At 46.0% G+C, this 21,026-nt stretch carries 17 protein-coding genes and 10 tRNA genes; 5 read left to right on the top strand and 22 right to left on the bottom strand.

All coding sequences use genetic code 11. From position 1 onward, the window contains the following. Positions 1 to 57 precede the first annotated feature (57 nt). From A9237_RS11205 to A9237_RS11190, 4 genes are all read right to left on the bottom strand, one after another. Complete coding sequence (locus A9237_RS11205) at positions 58 to 1,188, bottom strand: sodium ion-translocating decarboxylase subunit beta (RefSeq protein ID WP_005448436.1); 1,131 nt, start codon at positions 1,186 to 1,188, stop codon at positions 58 to 60. A gap of 9 nt (positions 1,189 to 1,197) precedes the next feature. Then, entirely contained in the window at positions 1,198 to 2,988 is a 1,791-nt protein-coding gene (oadA, locus tag A9237_RS11200; protein ID WP_078608187.1) for a sodium-extruding oxaloacetate decarboxylase subunit alpha, read from the bottom strand. 33 nt (positions 2,989 to 3,021) lie between these two features. Beyond that, positions 3,022 to 3,279 carry an oxaloacetate decarboxylase subunit gamma gene (locus A9237_RS11195; RefSeq protein WP_005448441.1) on the bottom strand — a complete coding sequence of 86 codons (258 nt, stop codon included), beginning with the start codon at positions 3,277 to 3,279 and terminating at the stop codon, positions 3,022 to 3,024. A 497-nt stretch (positions 3,280 to 3,776) separates the two neighbouring features. Then, positions 3,777 to 4,418 carry a helix-turn-helix transcriptional regulator gene (locus A9237_RS11190; protein WP_020196754.1) on the bottom strand — a complete coding sequence of 214 codons (642 nt, stop codon included), beginning with the start codon at positions 4,416 to 4,418 and terminating at the stop codon, positions 3,777 to 3,779. A 572-nt stretch (positions 4,419 to 4,990) separates the two neighbouring features. On the opposite strand from A9237_RS11190, the gene A9237_RS11185 reads away from it, so the two are divergent. Genes A9237_RS11185 through A9237_RS11170 form a run of 4 tightly spaced genes read left to right on the top strand, consistent with a single transcriptional unit; the run spans position 4,991 to position 7,699 of the window. Continuing rightward, positions 4,991 to 6,091: a dentin sialophosphoprotein gene (locus tag A9237_RS11185; protein ID WP_078608186.1), complete on the top strand. Its 1,101-nt coding sequence runs from the start codon at positions 4,991 to 4,993 to the stop codon at positions 6,089 to 6,091. A gap of 21 nt (positions 6,092 to 6,112) precedes the next feature. Further along, positions 6,113 to 6,436 (top strand): hypothetical protein, encoded by a 324-nt coding sequence (locus A9237_RS11180; RefSeq protein ID WP_020196756.1) that lies wholly within the window; start codon positions 6,113 to 6,115, stop codon positions 6,434 to 6,436. Positions 6,437 to 6,444: 8 nt separating this feature from the next. Beyond that, complete coding sequence (locus tag A9237_RS11175) at positions 6,445 to 7,122, top strand: C39 family peptidase (RefSeq protein WP_174574992.1); 678 nt, start codon at positions 6,445 to 6,447, stop codon at positions 7,120 to 7,122. A gap of 13 nt (positions 7,123 to 7,135) precedes the next feature. Then, positions 7,136 to 7,699 (top strand): hypothetical protein, encoded by a 564-nt coding sequence (locus tag A9237_RS11170; protein ID WP_078608185.1) that lies wholly within the window; start codon positions 7,136 to 7,138, stop codon positions 7,697 to 7,699. Between the two features lie 86 nt (positions 7,700 to 7,785). On the opposite strand, the gene A9237_RS11165 is transcribed toward A9237_RS11170, so the two are convergent. The 17 genes from A9237_RS11165 to pncC form a co-directional block, all read right to left on the bottom strand. Then, positions 7,786 to 8,781 carry a transporter gene (locus A9237_RS11165; RefSeq protein ID WP_038896771.1) on the bottom strand — a complete coding sequence of 332 codons (996 nt, stop codon included), beginning with the start codon at positions 8,779 to 8,781 and terminating at the stop codon, positions 7,786 to 7,788. Between the two features lie 190 nt (positions 8,782 to 8,971). Further along, positions 8,972 to 9,048: transfer RNA gene (locus A9237_RS11160), tRNA-Arg, on the bottom strand. A 57-nt stretch (positions 9,049 to 9,105) separates the two neighbouring features. Further along, positions 9,106 to 9,182 (bottom strand) — tRNA-Arg (locus tag A9237_RS11155). Between the two features lie 57 nt (positions 9,183 to 9,239). Continuing rightward, positions 9,240 to 9,316 (bottom strand) — tRNA-Arg (locus tag A9237_RS11150). 57 nt (positions 9,317 to 9,373) lie between these two features. Continuing rightward, positions 9,374 to 9,450, bottom strand: a tRNA-Arg gene (locus tag A9237_RS11145). Positions 9,451 to 9,507: 57 nt separating this feature from the next. Beyond that, positions 9,508 to 9,584 (bottom strand) — tRNA-Arg (locus tag A9237_RS11140). 57 nt (positions 9,585 to 9,641) lie between these two features. After that, positions 9,642 to 9,718, bottom strand: a tRNA-Arg gene (locus tag A9237_RS11135). A gap of 56 nt (positions 9,719 to 9,774) precedes the next feature. Further along, positions 9,775 to 9,851, bottom strand: a tRNA-Arg gene (locus A9237_RS11130). Between the two features lie 85 nt (positions 9,852 to 9,936). Then, positions 9,937 to 10,028: transfer RNA gene (locus A9237_RS11125), tRNA-Ser, on the bottom strand. 29 nt (positions 10,029 to 10,057) lie between these two features. Beyond that, a tRNA-Arg gene (locus A9237_RS11120) sits at positions 10,058 to 10,134 on the bottom strand. Between the two features lie 31 nt (positions 10,135 to 10,165). Beyond that, positions 10,166 to 10,257: transfer RNA gene (locus tag A9237_RS11115), tRNA-Ser, on the bottom strand. A gap of 243 nt (positions 10,258 to 10,500) precedes the next feature. Beyond that, complete coding sequence (csrA, locus tag A9237_RS11110; RefSeq protein ID WP_004415691.1) at positions 10,501 to 10,698, bottom strand: carbon storage regulator CsrA; 198 nt, start codon at positions 10,696 to 10,698, stop codon at positions 10,501 to 10,503. A 92-nt stretch (positions 10,699 to 10,790) separates the two neighbouring features. Continuing rightward, the gene (locus A9237_RS11105) at positions 10,791 to 11,978 is read right to left on the bottom strand and encodes an aspartate kinase (RefSeq protein ID WP_078608184.1); all 1,188 of its coding nucleotides are present in this window, start codon (positions 11,976 to 11,978) and stop codon (positions 10,791 to 10,793) included. Between the two features lie 203 nt (positions 11,979 to 12,181). Further along, positions 12,182 to 14,764 (bottom strand): alanine--tRNA ligase, encoded by a 2,583-nt coding sequence (alaS, locus tag A9237_RS11100; protein ID WP_005436411.1) that lies wholly within the window; start codon positions 14,762 to 14,764, stop codon positions 12,182 to 12,184. 142 nt (positions 14,765 to 14,906) lie between these two features. Then, the gene (gene recX, locus A9237_RS11095) at positions 14,907 to 15,374 is read right to left on the bottom strand and encodes a recombination regulator RecX (protein ID WP_005425358.1); all 468 of its coding nucleotides are present in this window, start codon (positions 15,372 to 15,374) and stop codon (positions 14,907 to 14,909) included. Between the two features lie 205 nt (positions 15,375 to 15,579). Beyond that, positions 15,580 to 16,623 carry a recombinase RecA gene (recA, locus tag A9237_RS11090; RefSeq protein WP_005436413.1) on the bottom strand — a complete coding sequence of 348 codons (1,044 nt, stop codon included), beginning with the start codon at positions 16,621 to 16,623 and terminating at the stop codon, positions 15,580 to 15,582. Positions 16,624 to 16,823: 200 nt separating this feature from the next. Next, positions 16,824 to 17,306 (bottom strand): nicotinamide-nucleotide amidase, encoded by a 483-nt coding sequence (pncC, locus tag A9237_RS11085; protein WP_009707585.1) that lies wholly within the window; start codon positions 17,304 to 17,306, stop codon positions 16,824 to 16,826. 85 nt (positions 17,307 to 17,391) lie between these two features. Between pncC and mutS the strand changes: the two genes are divergently transcribed. Then, positions 17,392 to 19,953, top strand: coding sequence for a DNA mismatch repair protein MutS (gene mutS, locus A9237_RS11080; RefSeq protein ID WP_078608183.1), 2,562 nt, complete (start codon positions 17,392 to 17,394; stop codon positions 19,951 to 19,953). 88 nt (positions 19,954 to 20,041) lie between these two features. On the opposite strand, the gene rpoS is transcribed toward mutS, so the two are convergent. Next, a complete protein-coding gene (gene rpoS, locus A9237_RS11075) occupies positions 20,042 to 21,025 on the bottom strand; it encodes an RNA polymerase sigma factor RpoS (RefSeq protein WP_009707587.1) in 984 nt (327 codons plus the stop codon). Position 21,026: the final 1 nt, after the last annotated feature.

Here is a 21,026-nt window from a genome sequence, read left to right as displayed (position 1 = left end):
GCTAATTCCATTTCATAGAATATCCACCAACTTTCAAGCTCTACTTACGGTGACACACTAGCCTACAAGTGCGAGCAAAATACCAGCCGCTACCGCTGAACCGAGTACCCCAGCAACGTTTGGTCCCATTGCATGCATCAACAAGAAGTTTTGTGGGTTTGCTTCTAGGCCAACCTTATTCACAACACGTGCCGCCATTGGTACTGCAGAAACGCCTGCAGCGCCAATAAGTGGGTTGATGTCTTCTTTCGAGAACTTGTTAAGCAGTTTCGCCATCAGAACACCGGCGCCAGTACCAATACTGAATGCTACCGCGCCAAGTCCCAAGATACCTAGCGTTTCTAGGTTCAGGAACTGCTCAGCTTGCAACTTAGAACCAACACCAAGCCCCAAGAAAATGGTCACAATGTTGATCAGTTCGTTTTGAGCGGTTTTCGATAAACGATCCACCACACCAGCTTCACGCATCAAGTTACCCAAACAGAACATACCAACTAGCGGCGTTGCCGAAGGTAAGAACAGAATCGTCATCAATAGTACAGCAAGTGGGAAGATCACTTTCTCCCACTTACCAACATGACGAAGCTGAGCCATCTTGATCTGGCGCTCTTCTTTGGTTGTCAGAGCTTTCATGATTGGTGGCTGAATGATCGGTACTAAAGCCATGTAGCTGTATGCTGCCACGGCAATCGCACCTAACAGATCTGGAGAGAGTTTACTCGCCAAGAAAATAGCCGTTGGGCCATCCGCACCACCGATGATCGCGATAGACGATGCATCTGCCATGGAGAACTCCATACCCGGAACGTAGTTAAGCAGAATCGCACCAAATAATGTTGCGAAGATACCAAACTGCGCCGCAGCACCTAACCACAAGGTTTTCGGATTCGCAATCAAAGCACCAAAGTCGGTCATCGCACCTACGCCCATGAAAATCAGCAGTGGGAACACGCCCGACTCGATCCCAATGTAGTAGACGTAGTACAACAAGCCGCCCGGCTCGGTAAAGCCAGCATTTGGAATGTTCGCTAAGATAGCGCCAAAACCAATTGGCAATAACAGTAAGGGCTCAAAGCCTTTTTTGATCGCCAAAAACAGCAAGGTACAACCAACCAACATCATACAGATTTGGCCGAACTCAAAATTCGCGATCCCTGTTTCTGACCATAAGGTCATCAATCCGTCCATGATACTCCCTTACGCCAAGCTAAGAAGAGGTGAGCCAACGGTAACAGCATCCCCTTCTTTCACGTTCAACTCTTGAACCACACCACCACGTGCAGCGCGTACTTCTGTTTCCATCTTCATCGCTTCAAGAATCAAAAGTACATCACCTTCTGCCACTTCAACACCCGGCTGAACATTGACTTTAAAGATGTTGCCCGCAAGTGGTGCTGGAACTGCTTCCGCTGCACTATTAGCAGCAACTGGCGCTGCAGGTTGAGCAGGTACTGCTGCCGCATTTGGCGTCACAGAAGTTAATTGACCTTGCGGCCCCACTTCTACTTCATACACTTGACCATCAACACGCACGCTGTAGGTCTCTACACCGCCAGCAGCAGGTTGCACTACAGGTGCAGCAGCTGGTTTCGCAGCTTCTAAGGCTGGTGCTGGTTCAAAGGCATCTGGATTGCCACGGTTTTTCAGGAATTTCAGACCGACTTGAGGGAACAACGCGTAAGTTAGGACATCGTCGACACGTTCGCTTGCTAGCTTAATGCCTTCAGATTGCGCTTTCTCCATCAAATCAACGGTTAGGGTTTCCATTTCTGCTTCAAGTAAATCGGCAGGACGACAAGTAATGGCTTCTTTGCCATCCAGCACTTTTGCTTGTAGCTCGGCGTTTACTGCTGCTGGAGCTGCACCGTATTCGCCTTTTAGAACACCCGCTGTTTCTTTGGTGATGCTCTTGTAGCGCTCGCCTGTTAGTACGTTGATCACCGCTTGAGTGCCGACGATCTGAGACGTCGGTGTTACTAGTGGGATAAAGCCAAGATCTTCACGTACACGTGGGATCTCTTCCAATACTTCATCGATACGATCTGCAGCGCCTTGTTCTTTAAGCTGACCTTCCATGTTGGTCAACATGCCACCTGGTACTTGAGCGATCAAAATGCGCGAATCCACACCTTTCAATTGACCTTCCCATTTTGCGTATTTCTTACGTACTTCACGGAAGTAAGCCGCAATAGGCTCAATTTGGTCTAGTTTTAGATTCGTGTCGCGCTCTGTACCTTGCAGCATCGCAACCACTGTCTCTGTAGGCGTGTGACCGTATGTGCAGCTCATCGAAGAAATCGCGGTATCAAGAATATCAATGCCTGCTTCTACCGCTTTCACAGCAGTCGCAGTAGATAAACCGGTTGTTGCGTGACAATGAAGCGCTAATGGCACATCACAAGACGCTTTGATGCGAGTGATCAGCTCTTCGGCTTCATATGGCTTGAGTAGGCCGGACATGTCCTTGATACATAGAGAGTGACAGCCTAAGTCTTCAAGACGTTTAGCCAAATCCACCCAAGTATCTGCGTTATGTACAGGGCTGGTAGTGTAAGACAAGGTCCCTTGAGCGTGTGCACCAACATCTACCGTTGCTTTCACTGCTTTTTGGAAGTTACGTACATCGTTCATTGCATCAAAGATACGGAACACATCCATACCATTTGCGTGCGCGCGTTCAACAAACTTCTCTACTACGTCATCGGCATAGTGGCGGTATCCTAAAAGGTTTTGACCACGCAGTAGCATTTGCATTGGTGTATTTGGCATGGCCTTTTTCAGTTCGCGTAATCGCTCCCATGGGTCTTCACCCAAGAAGCGGATACACGCATCAAAGGTTGCGCCACCCCAAGTCTCTAGCGACCAGTAACCAACTTTATCTAACTCAGCTGCGATAGGCAGCATATCTTCGATACGCATACGCGTTGCGAATAGAGACTGATGGGCGTCACGAAGGACCACATCTGTAATAGCGAGTGGTTTAGACATGTTCTTAAACTCCTTTTTAATCCTATCTTTCGGCTACTTCGCGACAGAGGCGCGATGTTTATGAATCGCAGCCGAGATCGCCGCCACTACTTGTGGACTAACAGCTGAAGAGGTTGATTGAACGTTGGTATTTGTTTTCGGTGCTGCGATCGGCGCTGGTACTTCTTCCGGTACCAATTTGGACATCAGCCGAACGAGATAAACTAGAATGGTGAGGAAAATAAATACGACCGCCATCCCTGTTAACATCAGGGTGGCCGCATCTACTAGCAGGCTTCCTATATTCGTCATGTTGCTTCCTTTCTTTGTCATCCTGACAATGTGCAGGACTTTAATAGCGTCAAATCCCGACCAATGGATTATCTCGATTGGTTAAATTTTGTCAATTTTGTTTAAGGAAGCTTTTAAATAATCCTTAATATTGATTATTTATTCACTACCCAGATCACAAATTATACGAAAATCCACTTTTCTCATGAGATTGTTTAATCTATAACCACACTAAATGAAAGTGATTGTAAAAACTGCGATTGGGATTTCAAAACGAAAACAGCATATGGAATGAAAACTAAAATAAAAACATAAACCTAGCTTAAATTAACTAAATTTAAACATTTCATTTACACAAAACTAATGTGGTAGTGGAGTGACAAGAAATAAGTAGGACAATGATTCTAGGAATTGCAGGCAAAGGTTTGCCCCTCGGGTATTTTAACTAGCCGTTCTTAGAAGAACTTATGATTATTTAAGCACTTATTGATTTTTCTCATTCTTTATTTTACAGGCCATCACTGTGCCGTTAACCCTCCATTCATTCGAACCATTTTTATCGCGTCATGACGGCAATGCACATCGAGTTTCTTGTACAACTTGTAGATATGACTTTTCACCGTGCTCTCAGATAAGAACAATTGAGAGGCAATTTGCTGATTCGATATCCCATAGGCGAGCAGCTCAAGTATCTGCCTCTCCCGGCTGGTTAATGAGTCATGCTGACAATCCATGGAAAGATTTGAGTGGCGATAATTGCTGATCAGTTTCTCTAAGTACACTCTTGGCAGCCATAGTCCTCCTTGAAATATGTATTCCACACTTTCACTGATGTGTGTGACCGAAGCGTTTCGCAATAAAATACCTTTGAGCAATTTCCATCGAAGCAACTCATTATCCACCCTTTCATTAGGCACATTGTGAATCATAAGAGACCAACCAAATAGGTCGAAATCGGGCAACAATGCTCTCGCTTCAAGTAGCCTCATGAAGTCATAGTCAATAAACACCAGATCAACGTGCATGGTATGACTGCGAAACACTGCTTCTTCTGGTAAACATGTTTTGACGTAGATGTCAGGTAAAGTTGATAGTTGTCCTTCTATTAAACTGGTTTGAAGATTGTTCTCCGCTAGCAGGAGAAGATGCTTGGTTCCCATAGTATCCACCACTGTTTGCTGGCACTTATACCACTTACCTCCGTGTGCCAGAGTTTTCTCACGACAAATTCAAAGTCGATAAATTTATCAATAGAAAAAATATAGCAGTTCAGGCTGACTTTACCGTCGCGACAAAGAGACAGAAATAATGAAAAGGTTTGAGCGGTAATAAACAATTTCGCACTACCTCTTCAGCCTATCAAAGCTAAGTCACTGTTCTTACGACACCCTTTTAAAACAAAGGCTCCCAATCAATTTGTCGTTTTTATTTTAGGGTGACTCGTCGGAGGAGAAAAAGCCTACTTTTTAAGCCTATTTCTGTGTGGAATTTCATACTTGAAGCACCCTAATGAGATCCACTCTCACTAAATAAATGATTCAACTCCGATTTTGTAATCGCTCAATAAACAACCGAGAGATTCACTTATCTGCTACTGGTAATTTTCTCAATAGTAAGAAACTCGTCCTAAAACCCTTACCTATACTTCCTTCGCTTCCGCAACAATGGAGCCAGCAAGAAGTAAACATGCAGTCATTTTTAATCAGGAAAATCAGGAAATGGAGTAATCAACATGACTCTTAACAAAACAGGGCTTGCTATCGCTATGTCGGCGATTCTATTTAGTGGTTCAGTGTTAGCTTTCCCTTCAGTTAATGAAGTGGATGACGGGAATGGAAATAGCCAGTGGTCTGAAAGCGCGAACACAAACAATAGTTCAAATGATGCAACTGCGAATAACAGTTTCAATCATGCTGATAGTTCGAATTCGAGCACTAACAACGCTAACGACAGTTCAGATTCAAGCATGAACACTACGCGTAGTAACAACGACAACAGTGATCATAACGCAAGTACTAACGGTAGCTACAACAACAGCAGTACCAATAACGCGAATGACAACTCAGATTCAAGCATGAACACCACGCGTAGTAATAACGACAATAGTGATCACAACGCGAGTACCAATAACAGCAACAATGACAACAGCAGTAGCTATGCGAACGATAACTCCAACTCAAGCACCAATGGCAGTTACAACGACAATAGCGACAACCGTGATCAAGCTGACTACCGAAATCAATCAGACAATCGTGACCAAAGTGACAGCAGTGACAACAGCAGTAGCTATGCAAACGACAACTCTGATTCAAGCATGAATACGACACGTAGCAATAACGACAACAGTGACTCAAGTACCACCACTCGTCGTAGTAACAACGATAACAGTAACTCAAGCACCAACGATAGCTACAACGACAACAGTGACAACCGTAGTTATGCCGATAACAACTCTGATAACCGAGATCAAAGCGACAATCGTGATCAAAGTGACAACCGTAGTTTCGCTAATGACAACAGCGACAACAGCACTAAAGACAGCTACAACGACAACAGCGACTCAAGCTCTACCAATACTGACAGCTTCAACCAAGTCAATATGGATGTCGATATGGTGGTGGCTGATTCCAAAGTGATGGGTGGTGTTCACTCCGCGTCTGTGACTTACAAAGCGGATGCAAAAGATGCCAAAGTGAAAGTTGAAAACGTGAATAACCTAGGTGGTCTAGGTGGTGCGGCAGGTATTACTACCGTGGCACAAAACGCCGGCTCTAACTCACTTATTCAACAATCTGTTGCTACCAATGCGAGTGTATTTACAGGTGGCGAGTAACTAGGAACCTAGGAGAAAGCGATGCGTTTGGCACTGTGTACCTTGGGTATGGTAGTGGCCGTTTCTGTAAACGCAGAGGACATAGCGTTATCTGATGAAACCGTCAGCTTAGAAGCAATGAATGAAGCCAGAGGTGGGCAAAACGTTGAGTTAGACCTCTTCTATGCGGAATCAGATGTGGACGGCATTTCGTCAGATAACGTTGCGACCAATACGGTAAGCGGAAACAACATACTATCACCAGGTGCGTTCGCAGACAGTTCAGGGATATCGAGCGTGATTCAAAATACAGGGAATAACGTGCTTATCCAGAACTCAACCGTCGTTAACCTGACACTCAAGTAACTATCAATATGAAAGTTTGGCATAACTTAACTTGGCTGTTGCTGGCAATGTCAGCTTCAGCCAACTCGTTGGAGTTTCTTCCCCATCGAGGGCATTTTTCTGTGCCGGTAAAAAGCTACAAGGAAATCGTGTTTGGTGATGTCTTCCGTCAGCAATACGATTTTAGTTGTGGCTCTGCCGCACTAGCTTCATTACTCACCTATCACTATGGCACGCCTTCGACGGAACAAGACATCTTCAAAATCATGTACGACAAGGGGGATAAGGCGCAGATAAAAGAGAAAGGGTTTTCTTTGCTGGACATGAAGCTCTACCTTGATTCTATCGGACTAAATTCCGACGGCTTTCAAGTCGGGTTAGAAAAGATACGAAAAGTTGGAGTGCCGGGGATAACATTAGTGAATTTCGATGGATACATGCACTTTGTCGTGATCAGAGGTATGAATACCGATTCGGTGATCTTAGGCGATCCCTCCCGAGGCACCATGATCATGAAATATGAAGAGTTTGAGAAATATTATCAGGGGATCGTACTGCTAATTCGAAACGAAGCTGAGATGGGACGCTCGGGATTTATTACCGATGACAAATTTGCTATCTATCACGCTTCGCCTGTTGAGAGTGGCGTACCAAGAGACTCACTCGGAGTATTCAGTATTACCTTGCCCGTTGCTGGTGAGAACTAATGGAGGCGTGGTTATGAGAAGATCAAAAGTATTGCTCGCGCTTTGTCTTAGCATGCCTTCTGTCGCGCTGGCAAATGTGATTGAACTAGGTGCTTTAAAACCAGTCCCAGATGAATCCCTTGCCGAGATGCGAGGTGGGTTTCAAGTGACTGATGATTACGTGATAAACATTGGTCTGAGCATTACTACGACAATTAATGGGCAAGATATCCTCAACACGACGATAGCAAACCTCGTAATCGAAAACGGCTCTCTTACCAATATCAGTGGCAGTAATAACCCTAACGGTGGTGGCGCTCTCGATCAGGGTATCGTCAACATCATTCAATTTGGTGAAGGGAACTTTATTGGTGACAATACGGCCAATACACCTGATATGCCCAGCTCTAACCAACCTAACATCATCAGTTCTGATTTCATTAACTCCAGTATCATCAATATCATTCAGAACACGACTGACAACAGCGTGATTGGCTTGAGTACATTAGTCGATATCGATGCGCAAGTCAGTGGTGTCATGCAGCAGATACGCGCAAACCAGCAACTTGAGGATGCACTCCTTAATCACCTTCAGTGAAATTCCTTAATAGAGCATCAAAAAAGGATTACCGTTTTAGTAATCCTTTGAGCATGTCTTTGGTGCATTGAGTAAATGGAGTTGCGCTATAAATTAAACGGCACTCGAATCGTCAATTGGAAATCCGGAGTATCTTCCGTTAAGCCAGCTTGCGCGCTGACATTGATCGACGCTCGTGGGCTAAACGCATAATTGACCCCAAGTGTTAACGCGTCGAGTTGAAGTAGCTTCGCATCATCGGCCGAGCTGCCATTAACTTTACTTTTCATGATCGTTTTATGACTGAGTCCGAGCGAGAAAGACAGATCCGGGTTCACCGCAAAGCCCATACCACCCGCTAAGGAAATGGTGTCGCCAAGGTCAACATCGGCTTTGGTATCCCCTACTGTGACATTGTCTTCCAAGTTGTAGATATAGCTGAGGTTGGCATACAAGACCGCAGGGTCAGTTGGATAAATCATCGAGATACTCGGTTCAAAACTCCAAAAACCTGAGCCTGTTGGTACATCACTAAAAGAGTTGCTACCTTCGTCGATCGATACATCATAAGGAGAGCGGCCAGTGTCTGATTTTACCCGTAGGCCACCAACCCAATAAGGCGCACTGTCAAAATTAAACTGGTGACGAATAGCGAGTTCCACATCTCCCATCCCACCACCATCGATTGTGGTATTCACCACGTCAGCATTCGAGCCGTCCTGGATAGGTCGAGTTGCAATCTGGTCATTGCGATAAACGTAGGGTAGCCGAACTTCCAATTCCGTTGCATTGGTTAAGCCATATCGAGCCGTTAAGCCAACCGTTACTGTAGTTCGATCTGCATCACTGACTTCAATTCGACCGACAATCAGTGTCGGTAACACGGTATAACCGACGACAGAGACCTTATTTGAAGAGTTTTGTGTGTAGCTAAGTGATGTATCGAATGACCACTGTCCTCGTGGCGTGAGCACGCCAGGGCGGTCTATGACATCACTTACCGTTTGTGCCCGTTGAGGAATCTCATCTCCTTCAGCACCGTAAGCAGTTTGAGCTACACATACCAACCCAAGAGTGCAGCCAATCAGTGTCTTCCCTAACATCGAATTATCCTTTCTTGTAGCGGTTATAAACGATTAGGTTAGATTTTGAGGTTTCGCAATTTGTTGATAGCAAGAAGTTGCGCAGTCTTAAAACAGAAACGCTTGGATGGCTTATGGGAGTTTAGCTTAAGGAAGAGGTCAGATCTCAGATACAAAAAAGCCCCGCATAAGCGAGGCTTTTTCTAAAGAGTGGCGCGTCCTGGAGGATTCGAACCTCCGACCGCCTGGTTCGTAGCCAGGTACTCTATCCAGCTGAGCTAAGGACGCACGGTTTTCGATATCAGTATTACCAATATCAGGAGTTCACAAGGAAACCCTAAAGAGTGGCGCGTCCTGGAGGATTCGAACCTCCGACCGCCTGGTTCGTAGCCAGGTACTCTATCCAGCTGAGCTAAGGACGCGCAGTTTTCGATATCGGTATTACCAATATCAGGAATTCACAAGGAAACCCTAAAGAGTGGCGCGTCCTGGAGGATTCGAACCTCCGACCGCCTGGTTCGTAGCCAGGTACTCTATCCAGCTGAGCTAAGGACGCGCAGTTTTCGATATCAGTGTTACCAATATCAGGAGTTCACTAAGAAACCCTAAAGAGTGGCGCGTCCTGGAGGATTCGAACCTCCGACCGCCTGGTTCGTAGCCAGGTACTCTATCCAGCTGAGCTAAGGACGCGCAGTTTTCGATATCAGTATTACCAATATCAGGAGTTCACTAGGAAACCCTAAAGAGTGGCGCGTCCTGGAGGATTCGAACCTCCGACCGCCTGGTTCGTAGCCAGGTACTCTATCCAGCTGAGCTAAGGACGCGCAGTTTTCGATATCGGTATTACCAATATCAGGAGTTCACTAGGAAACCCTAAAGAGTGGCGCGTCCTGGAGGATTCGAACCTCCGACCGCCTGGTTCGTAGCCAGGTACTCTATCCAGCTGAGCTAAGGACGCGCAATAATCTTTATTTTACTTTGTATAACCCGTTTATCAAACGAATTATTAAATAGTGGCGCGTCCTGGAGGATTCGAACCTCCGACCGCCTGGTTCGTAGCCAGGTACTCTATCCAGCTGAGCTAAGGACGCGCAGATCTTCTTGCTAGGAAGTTGTGAAGTAAATCACATTCATTTCTTACGAAACAAAAAAAAGGCCGTCGGGCCAGTCAATGAATGGCGGTGAAGGAGGGATTCGAACCCTCGATACGGGATAAACCGTATACTCCCTTAGCAGGGGAGCGCCTTCAGCCTCTCGGCCACCTCACCGTCTTCATTGTTATATCTCAGAAGAGATATGGCGCGTCCTGGAGGATTCGAACCTCCGACCGCCTGGTTCGTAGCCAGGTACTCTATCCAGCTGAGCTAAGGACGCACTTTTTGTTGATAAATCAACGTTGCAAGAATGGCGGTGAAGGAGGGATTCGAACCCTCGATACGGGATAAACCGTATACTCCCTTAGCAGGGGAGCGCCTTCAGCCTCTCGGCCACCTCACCGTCTTGCGGAGGCACATATTACGTTTTACCGAAAATATGTCAAACACTTTCTTTGAAAAAAAACGCAAAAATCGCTTAACCGATGCGGATTTAATCAAAGTGATTATTAAACAAACTTTATCACTCTATTATGATGAAAAAAAGAGAGTCTTCCCTTAAAAAATGACATTTTTTCGAAACTAAAAAGGCTAGCCATTCGGCTAGCCTTTTTCATTCAAACTAAGCTCTGTAAACAGGAGCGGCTTAGTAGTTACCTGAAGCAACGTTACCGTTGCCTTTTTCAGCTTGAATGCGCATGTAGATTTCTTCACGGTGAACAGAAACCTCTTTCGGAGCGTTAACGCCGATACGTACTTGGTTACCTTTAACACCTAGTACAGTTACAGTCACTTCATCACCAATCATAAGTGTTTCGCCTACGCGGCGAGTCAAAATTAGCATTCTTTGCTCCTTGAGTAATCTCTAAATTTTCTTGCTACAAAGCTATTATCCAACAAAAGTTATATTTTCGTAAACTACCTTGTTACCGAAAATTAGCCCAAAAAGGCATGTTTTTGCTGAATGTTTAATACTTCACTAGATGTAACGTAAGCATTATGAAGAATGTTTGCTGCTGCATCCACACTCTCAGGTGGTAAGACTAGCATCATAGTGAGTGCATTCGTTGAGCAGAAATTGATCGCAATATCTTGCTGTGCCAACAATTCACAGGCATGGTCAACCATTCCATTGGCTTCTAGCCCCACAGCGGTCAACAGGCTTACTACTTCACTATTACGGATTTTATCGCTGAACACCAGATCCAACTTGGCACATGCATCTTGTTTTATCATGATACCTGTTCGTTCTGTTTCCTCGATCACATTCCAAATGTCGATACCTAACATCTGACATTGCTTTGTAACGCTAGGCAAATGTTCGCCGTCAACTTCAATAATGGCAAGGTCACGTTGAATGGCTAGACCAGAGACGGCTTTTGAGCCTGCCTCCCCTTTCACTAAACTGCCTTCATTCAGTTCAAATGTCGAAAGCACGCGCAGTGGAACATTATTCTTCCATGCATACTGCACAGAAGGGAGATGTAACACTTTCGCTCCACGGCTCGCCATCGCTTCCATTGAAGGAAAATCGATAACCGCCATCTTTTGAGCGTTTTTCACTACACGTGGATCACAAGTATATATACCATCAACGTCGGTAAAGATTTGACACTCATCCGCGCATAATGCGCCAGCCAGTGTCACTGCGCTCGTATCTGAGCCACCTCGACCTAATGTGGTGATATCCCCATTTTCATTCACACCTTGGAAGCCAGCTACGATGACGATTTGGTCTTGTTCAAGCAAATCCATAATCGTAGAAGTATCAATGTGTTTAATCGTCGCGTCATTGTGTTGATTGTCCGTCACAATGTTCGCTTGTGCTCCGGTAAGTGAGCGCGCTGCATAACCCAATTTATTCAGAGTCATCGCCAGCAGTGCCATCGACACTTGCTCACCAGCAGAGAGCAAAACATCAAGTTCTCGAGCCGTTGGAACGCTATCTACCTGCTTAGCGAGATCCATTAGTCGATTTGTTTCGCCTGACATTGCAGACACAACAACGACAACTTGATTACCATCATTTTTCGCCTTAATGATGTGTTCAGCTACCTGGTGGATTCTTTCAATTGAACCCACTGAGGTTCCGCCAAACTTTTGCACGATAAGGGGCTTTTTCACCAGTCTTCACCTTCCCAAGACCAAAGTCTCATTAGGACCACTCATACTCCATTGAGATAAATTATATAAGCGGTAGTTACAACAAAAACCAAGCAGCGTAAATGACCTGGTTAAAATACGGTCAATTAAACCACTTGGTTACCATAAAAAAATTACGCTCAATCAAAGAAGCTTGATTGAGCGTAATTCATTATTTTAAAAGCTTATAGGCGTTCTTCTAGCCAAGGCTGTACTGACTGAATCGCCGCAGGCAGCGCGGCAACATCAGTACCACCCGCTTGCGCCATGTCAGGACGACCACCGCCTTTACCGCCAACTTGCTCAGCAACCATCTTAACTAGGTCACCTGCTTTCACTTTACCGATAAGGTCTTTGGTTACGCCTGCAATCAGACCGATCTTGTCATCGTTCACGTTAGCAAGAAGGATTACACCGCTACCTACTTGGTTCTTGATGTCATCAACCATAGTACGTAGGTTCTTGTTATCTGCGCCTTCTAGAGCAGCGATCAGTACTTTAGTACCGTTGATGTCCTGAACTTTACCCATGATGTTTGCGCTTTCTGCCGCAGCCATCTTGTCTTTCAGTTTCTGGATTTCTTTCTCTAGAGATTTTGCTTTCTGCGCTGATTCAGCCAGTTTCTCTTCGTACTTAGCCGCTTGAGCTTCGATTGCGTCTAGCGCACCTTCACCCGTTACCGCTTCGATACGACGGATACCTGCTGCGATACCACCTTCAGATGTGATCTTGAATAGACCGATGTCACCTGTGTTTGAAGCGTGGATACCACCACAAAGCTCAGTAGAGAAGTCGCCCATAGACAGTACGCGTACTTCGTCGTCGTACTTCTCGCCAAATAGAGCCATTGCGCCTTTCTTCTTAGCAGACTCAATGTCCATCACGTTGGTTTCAATCGTATGGTTACGACGAATTTGCGCGTTAACTAGACGCTCAACTTCTTTCAGTTCAGCTGCAGTTACTGCTTCTAGGTGTGAGAAGTCGAAACGTAGGCTGTCAGCTTTCACTAGAGAGCCTTTCTGCGTTACGTGCTCACCAAGAACTTGGCGAAGAGCTGCGTGTAGTAAGTGCGTTGCTGAGTGGTTTAGAGAGATAGCAGCGCGACGCTCTGCGTCAACGATAGTTGCTACTTCGTCGCCTTTCGCTAGAACGCCTTCTGCCATTACACCGTGGTGTGCGATTGCGTTACCTAGCTTTTGAGTATCTTCAACACGGAATACACCAGCTTCAGTACGGATTTCACCAGCGTCACCACATTGACCACCTGACTCTGCGTAGAATGGTGTCTCACCAAGCACGATGATTGCTTTGTCGCCTGCAGATAGAGATTCTACTTCGTTGCCTTCAACGAACATCGCCGCTACAGAGCTAGAACCTTTAGTACCTGTGTAACCACAGAATTCTGTTTGCGTATCAACTTTGATTGCTGCGTTGTAGTCAGTACCGAAGTTACCAGCTTCACGCGCACGTTGACGCTGCTCTTCCATCGCTTTCTCGAAACCTTCTTCGTCGATTGCGAACTCACGCTCACGTGCAACGTCGTTAGTTAAGTCAGCTGGGAAACCGTAAGTATCGTAAAGTTTAAATACGGTTTCGCCGTCTAGTACTTTACCGTCTAGGTTATCTAGTGCTTCGTTTAGAATCGCCATACCGCGCTCAAGTGTACGACCGAAGTTTTCTTCTTCGATACGCAGTACTTTTTCAACCACAGCTTGTTGACGCTTCAGCTCTTCACCAGCCGTACCCATGATTTCCGCTAGTACACCAACCAGTTTGTGGAAGAATGCACCTTGTGCGCCCAGCTTGTTACCGTGACGAACTGCACGACGGATGATACGACGTAGAACGTAACCACGACCTTCGTTTGAAGGCATAACGCCATCAACGATCAGGAATGAACATGAACGGATGTGGTCAGCGATAACGCGTAGCGATTGGTTTGATAGATCTTCGTAGCCGATCACTTCAGCAGCAGCTTTGATAAGAGCTTGGAATACATCGATTTCGTAGTTTGAGTGAACGCCTTGCATGATTGCAGAGATACGCTCAATACCCATACCAGTATCTACCGATGGCTTTGGTAGCGGTTCCATAGTGCCGTCTGCGTGACGGTTGAACTGCATGAATACGTTGTTCCAGATCTCGATGAAACGGTCACCATCTTCTTCAGGTGTGCCAGGACGGCCACCCCAGATGTGCTCACCGTGATCGTAGAAGATTTCAGTACATGGACCACAAGGACCGGTGTCACCCATTTGCCAGAAGTTATCTGACTCGTATGGTTTACCACCTTTCTTGTCGCCGATGCGAATAATGCGGTCTGCTGGAACACCTACTTTTTGGTTCCAGATATCGAATGCTTCGTCGTCTGTCTCGTAAACTGTAACAAGTAGACGGTCTGCTGGCAGCTTAAGGGTTACTGTTAGGAATTCCCAAGCGAATGCGATAGCGTCTTCTTTGAAGTAATCGCCAAAGCTGAAGTTACCTAGCATTTCAAAGAATGTGTGGTGACGAGCAGTGAAGCCAACGTTTTCCAGGTCGTTGTGTTTACCACCAGCACGTACACAACGTTGAGCCGTAGTCGCTCGAGTGTAGGCTCGTTTTTCTAAGCCTAAGAAACAATCTTTAAATTGGTTCATACCCGCGTTTGTGAACAGCAGGGTTGGGTCGTTATGTGGAACTAACGATGAACTTTCTACGATTTGGTGTCCTTTGCTCTCAAAGAACTTGAGGAACGCGTTACGAACCTCATCAGTGCTCATGTACATGCAGCTCTTCCTGAAAATAGTCGAGTTAGAATTTTGCCGTATTGTAGATCATGCAATCAGCTACGACTAGTTTTCTTGCGGAAAAGAGGCATTAGAAGAAAAAATTTGAAGCAAAACAAAAAACAGTGCGAACAACTGACCGTTAATCTTCGTCCTCAAAGCTCAGCGCATAGCTAATTTGGTCAAAACTGTAGCCACGATATTGTAGAAATCGCACCTGTTTAGCGTACTCTTTCTGGTCTTTGGCTTTTATTCCTTTGAATTTCTTCTCAGCAGCCATTCTTGCCAGTTCAAACCAATCTTGGGGCTCTTCTGCCATCGCCATATCAATGATGGATTCTGCGACACGTTTTTGGTTCAGTTCTTGACGAATGCGGCGCTCACCATGACCTTTGTAAACATGCTGGCGCACTTGGCTTTTGGCATAACGCAGGTCATCCAAATAGTTGTGGTCGAGACAAAAATTAATGGCCGCTTCGATGTCTGCCTCTTCATACCCTTTTAGAGCCAGCTTTTGGTATAACTCGTATTGCCCATGGTCTCGACGGCTCAATAATTGGATAGCCGCTTCTTTGCTAGATAGAGTCGGTGCTTGACGCTTTTGGTACATGATGATCCTAAAACTGTTTTTGCTGTACAGGCTTTATAACAATCGCAGTAAATAACCGCTCACTCTAGCTTACCAATGCGCTAGTTCTGATCGCTTGCCTACCCTAATTGATATTAACCTAGCCTTTGTTTTTTGATTTTGATTTCAGCAGATACAACAAAGCCCCGCATAGCAGGGCTTTGTTCAATATGATTCAATCAGAAGCTTAAAACTCTTCTTCTTGCTCTGATTTTTCACCTGATTCTGGTGCTTCAGGTAGTGCTGGTGAAAGTAGCATTTCACGCAGTTTAGTATCGATAGTTTTACCGATTTCTGGGTTTTCGCGTAGGTAGTTACAAGCGTTTGCTTTACCTTGGCCAATCTTGTCGCCTTGGTAGCTGTACCATGCACCCGCTTTTTCAACTAGCTTGTGCTTCACGCCTAGGTCAATCAGTTCACCTTCACGGTTAAAGCCTTGACCGTACATGATTTGCGTATTTGCTTCTTTAAACGGTGCAGCAATCTTGTTCTTAACAACTTTGATGCGCGTTTCGTTACCTACTACTTCGTCACCTTCTTTGATTGCGCCAGTACGACGAATATCTAGACGAACAGAAGCGTAAAACTTAAGTGCGTTACCACCTGTTGTTGTTTCTGGGTTACCGAACATCACACCAATCTTCATACGGATTTGGTTGATGAAAATACACATACAGTTAGATTGCTTTAGGTTACCCGTTAGCTTACGCATCGCTTGAGAAAGCATACGTGCTTGAAGACCCATGTGGCTGTCGCCCATTTCGCCTTCGATTTCTGCTTTTGGTGTTAGTGCTGCAACTGAGTCGACAACCATAACGTCAATCGCACCAGAGCGTGCAAGTGCGTCACAGATTTCTAGCGCTTGCTCACCAGTGTCTGGCTGAGAAACCAATAGTGCATCGATATCAACGCCAAGTTTCTTTGCGTATACAGGATCTAGAGCGTGCTCTGCATCGATAAACGCACAAGTTTTGCCTTCGCGTTGCGCTGCAGCAATAAGTTCAAGAGTTAGCGTTGTTTTACCTGAAGATTCTGGACCGTAGATTTCTACGATACGACCCATTGGTAGACCACCAGCACCCAAAGCGATATCAAGAGAAAGAGAACCCGTTGAGATGGTTTCTACGTCCATTGCGCGGTTATCACCAAGGCGCATGATAGAGCCTTTACCGAATTGCTTTTCAATTTGACCTAGCGCAGCGGCGAGCGCTTTCTGTTTGTTCTCGTCCATTACTTTCTCCGATTTATTCATCTTCTTTGGGCGACGAATAGTAATTCATTTTTCTTAAGCAGAAGAACTGCTCAGCAATGAAAGCTATTATACTGTTGATTCATACAGTGTCTATACCTGTATGAAAAAAATTTGGCTGACCTAAAGCTGTGATTTGCTCTAGCCCTTATCAACGCTGGGCTAAGACAATTTCACAAATTCTAAATCAGATGTTGATGCAATTGAGTCAGTGCATGCTCGACCGCTTTTTTGCGAACTTCTGCACGGTCACCAGTGAAATGCATGGTTTCGACTTGCTGCCAATTTTGATTATCAGCAAAAGCAAAACAGACCGTTCCGACAGGTTTCTCTTCACTGCCTCCTCCCGGACCAGCGATACCACTGATAGATACGCCGATGGTGGCATTGGAGTTTTTAATTGCACCTTGCACCATTTCAATCACAACAGGCTCACTCACTGCACCGTGCGCTTCTAACGTTGAAGCTTGTACACCAAGCATCTCCATTTTGGCTTCATTACTATAAGTAACGAACGCGCGATCAAGCCACGCAGAACTACCAGCAATGTCAGTAATAGCGGTTGCGACACCGCCACCCGTGCATGATTCTGCGGTGGTTAAAACATGTCCATGCTTAGCCAATAATGCGCCTAGATCGGCACTCAATTTTGTTGCTCTTTCCATAGCCAAAAATGCCCTTTGTCTCTTTTTACTTGATAGGGATTCACGTATCCTAAGCCGCTACGGAAATAAACAAAAGTACTTACCTGTGAAAGCTGAACAAAAACATACTCCGATGATGCAGCAATATCTCAAGCTAAAGGCTGAGAACCCAGAAATCTTGCTGTTCTATCGCATGGGCGACTTCTACGAACTCTTCTACGACGATGCAAAACGTGCATCTCAATTGTTAGATATCTCGTTGACCAAACGCGGCGCATCGGCAGGTGAACCAATTCCTATGGCTGGCGTCCCATTCCACGCTGTTGAAGGTTATCTGGCTAAACTTGTTCAACTAGGTGAGTCTGTTGCGATCTGTGAACAGATTGGCGACCCAGCGACAAGCAAAGGTCCGGTTGAGCGTAAAGTAGTGCGTATCGTTACGCCAGGTACGGTGACCGACGAAGCACTGTTGTCTGAGCGTATCGACAACCTGATTGCAGCGATTTACCAACACAATGGTAAGTTCGGTTACGCGACATTGGATGTGACTTCGGGTCGTTTCCAGTTGGTTGAGCCTGAAACCGAAGAAGCAATGGCTGCTGAGTTGCAGCGCACGGCACCCCGCGAATTACTCTTCCCTGAAGATTTTGAAGCAGTTCATCTCATGTCTAGTCGCAACGGCAACCGTCGTCGCCCAGTCTGGGAATTTGAACTAGATACCGCTAAGCAGCAGTTGAACCAACAATTTGGTACGCGCGATTTAGTTGGCTTTGGTGTTGAGCACGCTTCATTGGGCCTGTGTGCTGCGGGTTGTTTGATCCAGTACGTAAAAGATACGCAGCGTACTGCCCTACCGCACATTCGCTCATTGACGTTTGATCGCCAAGATCACTCAGTCATTCTTGATGCCGCTACACGTCGCAACTTAGAGCTGACGCAAAACCTGTCAGGCGGCACTGATAACACGCTAGTTGAAGTGCTCGATCACTGTGCGACCCCAATGGGCAGCCGTATGCTGAAACGTTGGTTGCATCAGCCGATGCGCTGTGTCGATACTCTCAACAACCGTCTTGATGCGATTGGTGAAATCAAAGACCAAAGCTTGTTTACCGACATTCAACCGATCTTCAAACAGATTGGTGATATTGAACGTATCCTTGCCCGTTTGGCGCTTCGCTCGGCACGTCCGCGCGATATGGCTCGTCTACGCCATGCAATGCAGCAGTTGCCAGAGTTGGAAGCCGTCACTTCTTCTCTAGCTCACCCATACCTTAAAAAGCTGGCTCAATTTGCGGCACCAATGGACGAGGTATGTGACTTACTTGAGCGCGCAATCAAAGAAAACCCACCAGTGGTGATTCGCGAGGGCGGCGTGATTGCAGAGGGCTACAATGCTGAGCTGGACGAATGGCGAAAGCTTGCAGACGGCGCAACCGAGTATCTTGAAAAGCTCGAAGCAGACGAACGTGAACGCCATGGTATCGACACTCTAAAAGTTGGCTACAACGCTGTACACGGTTTCTTCATTCAGGTTAGTCGTGGTCAAAGCCATTTGGTTCCACCACACTATGTACGCCGCCAAACGCTGAAAAACGCAGAACGCTACATCATTCCTGAGTTGAAAGAGCACGAAGACAAGGTACTAAACTCTAAGTCAAAAGCGCTAGCAGTTGAGAAAAAACTGTGGGAAGAGCTGTTTGATTTGTTGATGCCAAACCTTGAGAAGATGCAAAACCTTGCTTCGGCGATTTCTCAGTTAGACGTACTACAAAACCTAGCCGAGCGTGCAGATTCACTTGATTACTGTCGTCCAACGTTGGACAAAGAAGCGGGCATTAGCATTCAAGCTGGTCGTCACCCTGTCGTTGAACAAGTGACGAGCGAACCGTTTATTGCCAACCCAATTGAACTCAGCTCAGCTCGTAAGATGCTGATCATCACTGGTCCAAACATGGGTGGTAAATCGACCTACATGCGCCAAACTGCATTGATTGCTTTGATGGCTCACATTGGTTCATACGTACCTGCAGAATCAGCTCATATTGGCTCTCTAGACCGTATCTTTACTCGTATCGGAGCATCTGATGATTTGGCATCTGGCCGTTCAACCTTCATGGTAGAAATGACTGAAACAGCCAACATTCTTCACAACGCTACCAAGAACAGTTTGGTACTAATGGATGAGATCGGTCGCGGTACCAGTACTTACGATGGCCTGTCTTTGGCATGGGCAAGTGCAGAATGGCTTGCAACTCAGATTGGAGCAATGACGCTGTTCGCAACGCACTACTTCGAACTGACTGAACTGCCAAACTTACTGCCAAATCTAGCCAATGTTCACCTTGATGCGGTAGAGCACGGTGACAGCATTGCCTTTATGCACGCGGTACAAGAAGGCGCGGCAAGCAAGTCTTATGGTTTAGCGGTTGCTGGTTTAGCGGGCGTTCCAAAACCAGTCATCAAGAATGCGCGTCACAAACTGTCGCAGCTTGAACAATTAGGTCAAGGAACTGACTCACCTCGTCCGAGTACCGTTGATGTGGCAAACCAACTTAGCCTGATCCCTGAACCTAGTGATGTTGAACAAGCATTGTCGAATATCGATCCTGATGATCTAACACCGCGTCAGGCACTGGAAGAGCTATATCGCTTGAAGAAGATGCTCTAGTTTCTGTACTGACACAGTAAAAAGCAAAAAGGCTATGGTCACCCATAGCCTTTTGTTTATTCTGAACTTGCTTCTGCAACAGACTTGTTTAGTCGTCTTCAACGTTAAACAGGTTTTCCATGTTTAAACCTTGCTTAATCAAGATCTCGCGTAGTCGACGTAAACCTTCAACTTGGATCTGACGAACACGTTCACGCGTTAGTCCGATTTCACGTCCCACTTCTTCAAGCGTCGATGGCTCATAACCAAGCAGACCAAAACGACGTGCCAGCACTTCTTTCTGTTTTGGATTCAGCTCTTCTAGCCAATGGATCAATGAAGATTTGATGTCATCGTCCTGAGTGGAAACTTCAGGATCCGAGTTGTTTGCATCAGGAATGATATCCAATAGCGCTTTCTCGCCGTCACCACCGATTGGTGTGTCAACAGAACTGATGCGCTCGTTGAGGCGAAGCATTTTACTTACGTCTTCTACTGGGATATCTAACTGTGCAGCGATCTCTTCCGCTGTTGGTTCATGGTCGAGCTTCTGAGAAAGTTCACGCGCTGTACGCAGATAAATGTTCAGCTCTTTAACCACATGAATTGGCAGACGGATCGTACGAGTTTGGTTCATCAACGCACGTTCGATCGTTTGGCGAATCCACCACGTCGCGTAAGTTGAAAAACGGAAACCGCGTTCTGGATCGAACTTCTCGACCGCACGGATCAAACCTAGGTTACCTTCTTCGATGAGATCAAGAAGTGCAAGACCACGGTTACTGTATCGACGAGAGATCTTCACTACAAGACGCAAGTTACTTTCGATCATACGTTTGCGAGCAGCTTCATCGCCACGCAGCGCACGTCGAGCATAAAGTACTTCTTCTTCTGCAGTGAGTAGTGGTGAGAAACCAATTTCGCCCAAGTAGAGCTGTGTTGCATCTAAGCTCTTACTGCTCGCGTCAAATTCTTCGCGCGCCGCTGATTTGGTTCCAGTAGATGTTTTTGCAGGTTCGTTTGAAATGCCTTCCGATTGTGCATTATCGTAGTCGAACTCTTCAACTTTGGTTACTGTGTTGCTGATACTCATA

The organism is Vibrio owensii (assembly GCF_002021755.1).
Classification (GTDB): Bacteria; Pseudomonadota; Gammaproteobacteria; order Enterobacterales; family Vibrionaceae; genus Vibrio; species Vibrio owensii.
Note: the sequence above shows the minus strand (reverse complement) of the source record. Positions and strands in the feature narration are given on the sequence as shown.

Bases quoted from the DNA above. Each gene is read 5' to 3' on its own strand.
- A9237_RS11175 (WP_174574992.1), top strand. From the start codon at position 6,445: ATGAAAGTTTGGCATAACTTAACTTGGCTGTTGCTGGCAATGTCAGCT.
- oadA (WP_078608187.1), bottom strand. From the start codon at position 2,988: ATGTCTAAACCACTCGCTATTACAGATGTGGTCCTTCGTGACGCCCAT.
- A9237_RS11185 (WP_078608186.1), top strand. From the start codon at position 4,991: ATGACTCTTAACAAAACAGGGCTTGCTATCGCTATGTCGGCGATTCTA.
- A9237_RS11170 (WP_078608185.1), top strand. From the start codon at position 7,136: ATGAGAAGATCAAAAGTATTGCTCGCGCTTTGTCTTAGCATGCCTTCT.
- A9237_RS11205 (WP_005448436.1), bottom strand. From the start codon at position 1,188: ATGGACGGATTGATGACCTTATGGTCAGAAACAGGGATCGCGAATTTT.
- A9237_RS11195 (WP_005448441.1), bottom strand. From the start codon at position 3,279: ATGACGAATATAGGAAGCCTGCTAGTAGATGCGGCCACCCTGATGTTA.
- recA (WP_005436413.1), bottom strand. From the start codon at position 16,623: ATGGACGAGAACAAACAGAAAGCGCTCGCCGCTGCGCTAGGTCAAATT.
- recX (WP_005425358.1), bottom strand. From the start codon at position 15,374: ATGTACCAAAAGCGTCAAGCACCGACTCTATCTAGCAAAGAAGCGGCT.
- rpoS (WP_009707587.1), bottom strand. From the start codon at position 21,025: ATGAGTATCAGCAACACAGTAACCAAAGTTGAAGAGTTCGACTACGAT.
- A9237_RS11190 (WP_020196754.1), bottom strand. From the start codon at position 4,418: ATGGGAACCAAGCATCTTCTCCTGCTAGCGGAGAACAATCTTCAAACC.
- alaS (WP_005436411.1), bottom strand. From the start codon at position 14,764: ATGTACATGAGCACTGATGAGGTTCGTAACGCGTTCCTCAAGTTCTTT.
- csrA (WP_004415691.1), bottom strand. From the start codon at position 10,698: ATGCTAATTTTGACTCGCCGCGTAGGCGAAACACTTATGATTGGTGAT.
- pncC (WP_009707585.1), bottom strand. From the start codon at position 17,306: ATGGAAAGAGCAACAAAATTGAGTGCCGATCTAGGCGCATTATTGGCT.
- A9237_RS11180 (WP_020196756.1), top strand. From the start codon at position 6,113: ATGCGTTTGGCACTGTGTACCTTGGGTATGGTAGTGGCCGTTTCTGTA.
- A9237_RS11165 (WP_038896771.1), bottom strand. From the start codon at position 8,781: ATGTTAGGGAAGACACTGATTGGCTGCACTCTTGGGTTGGTATGTGTA.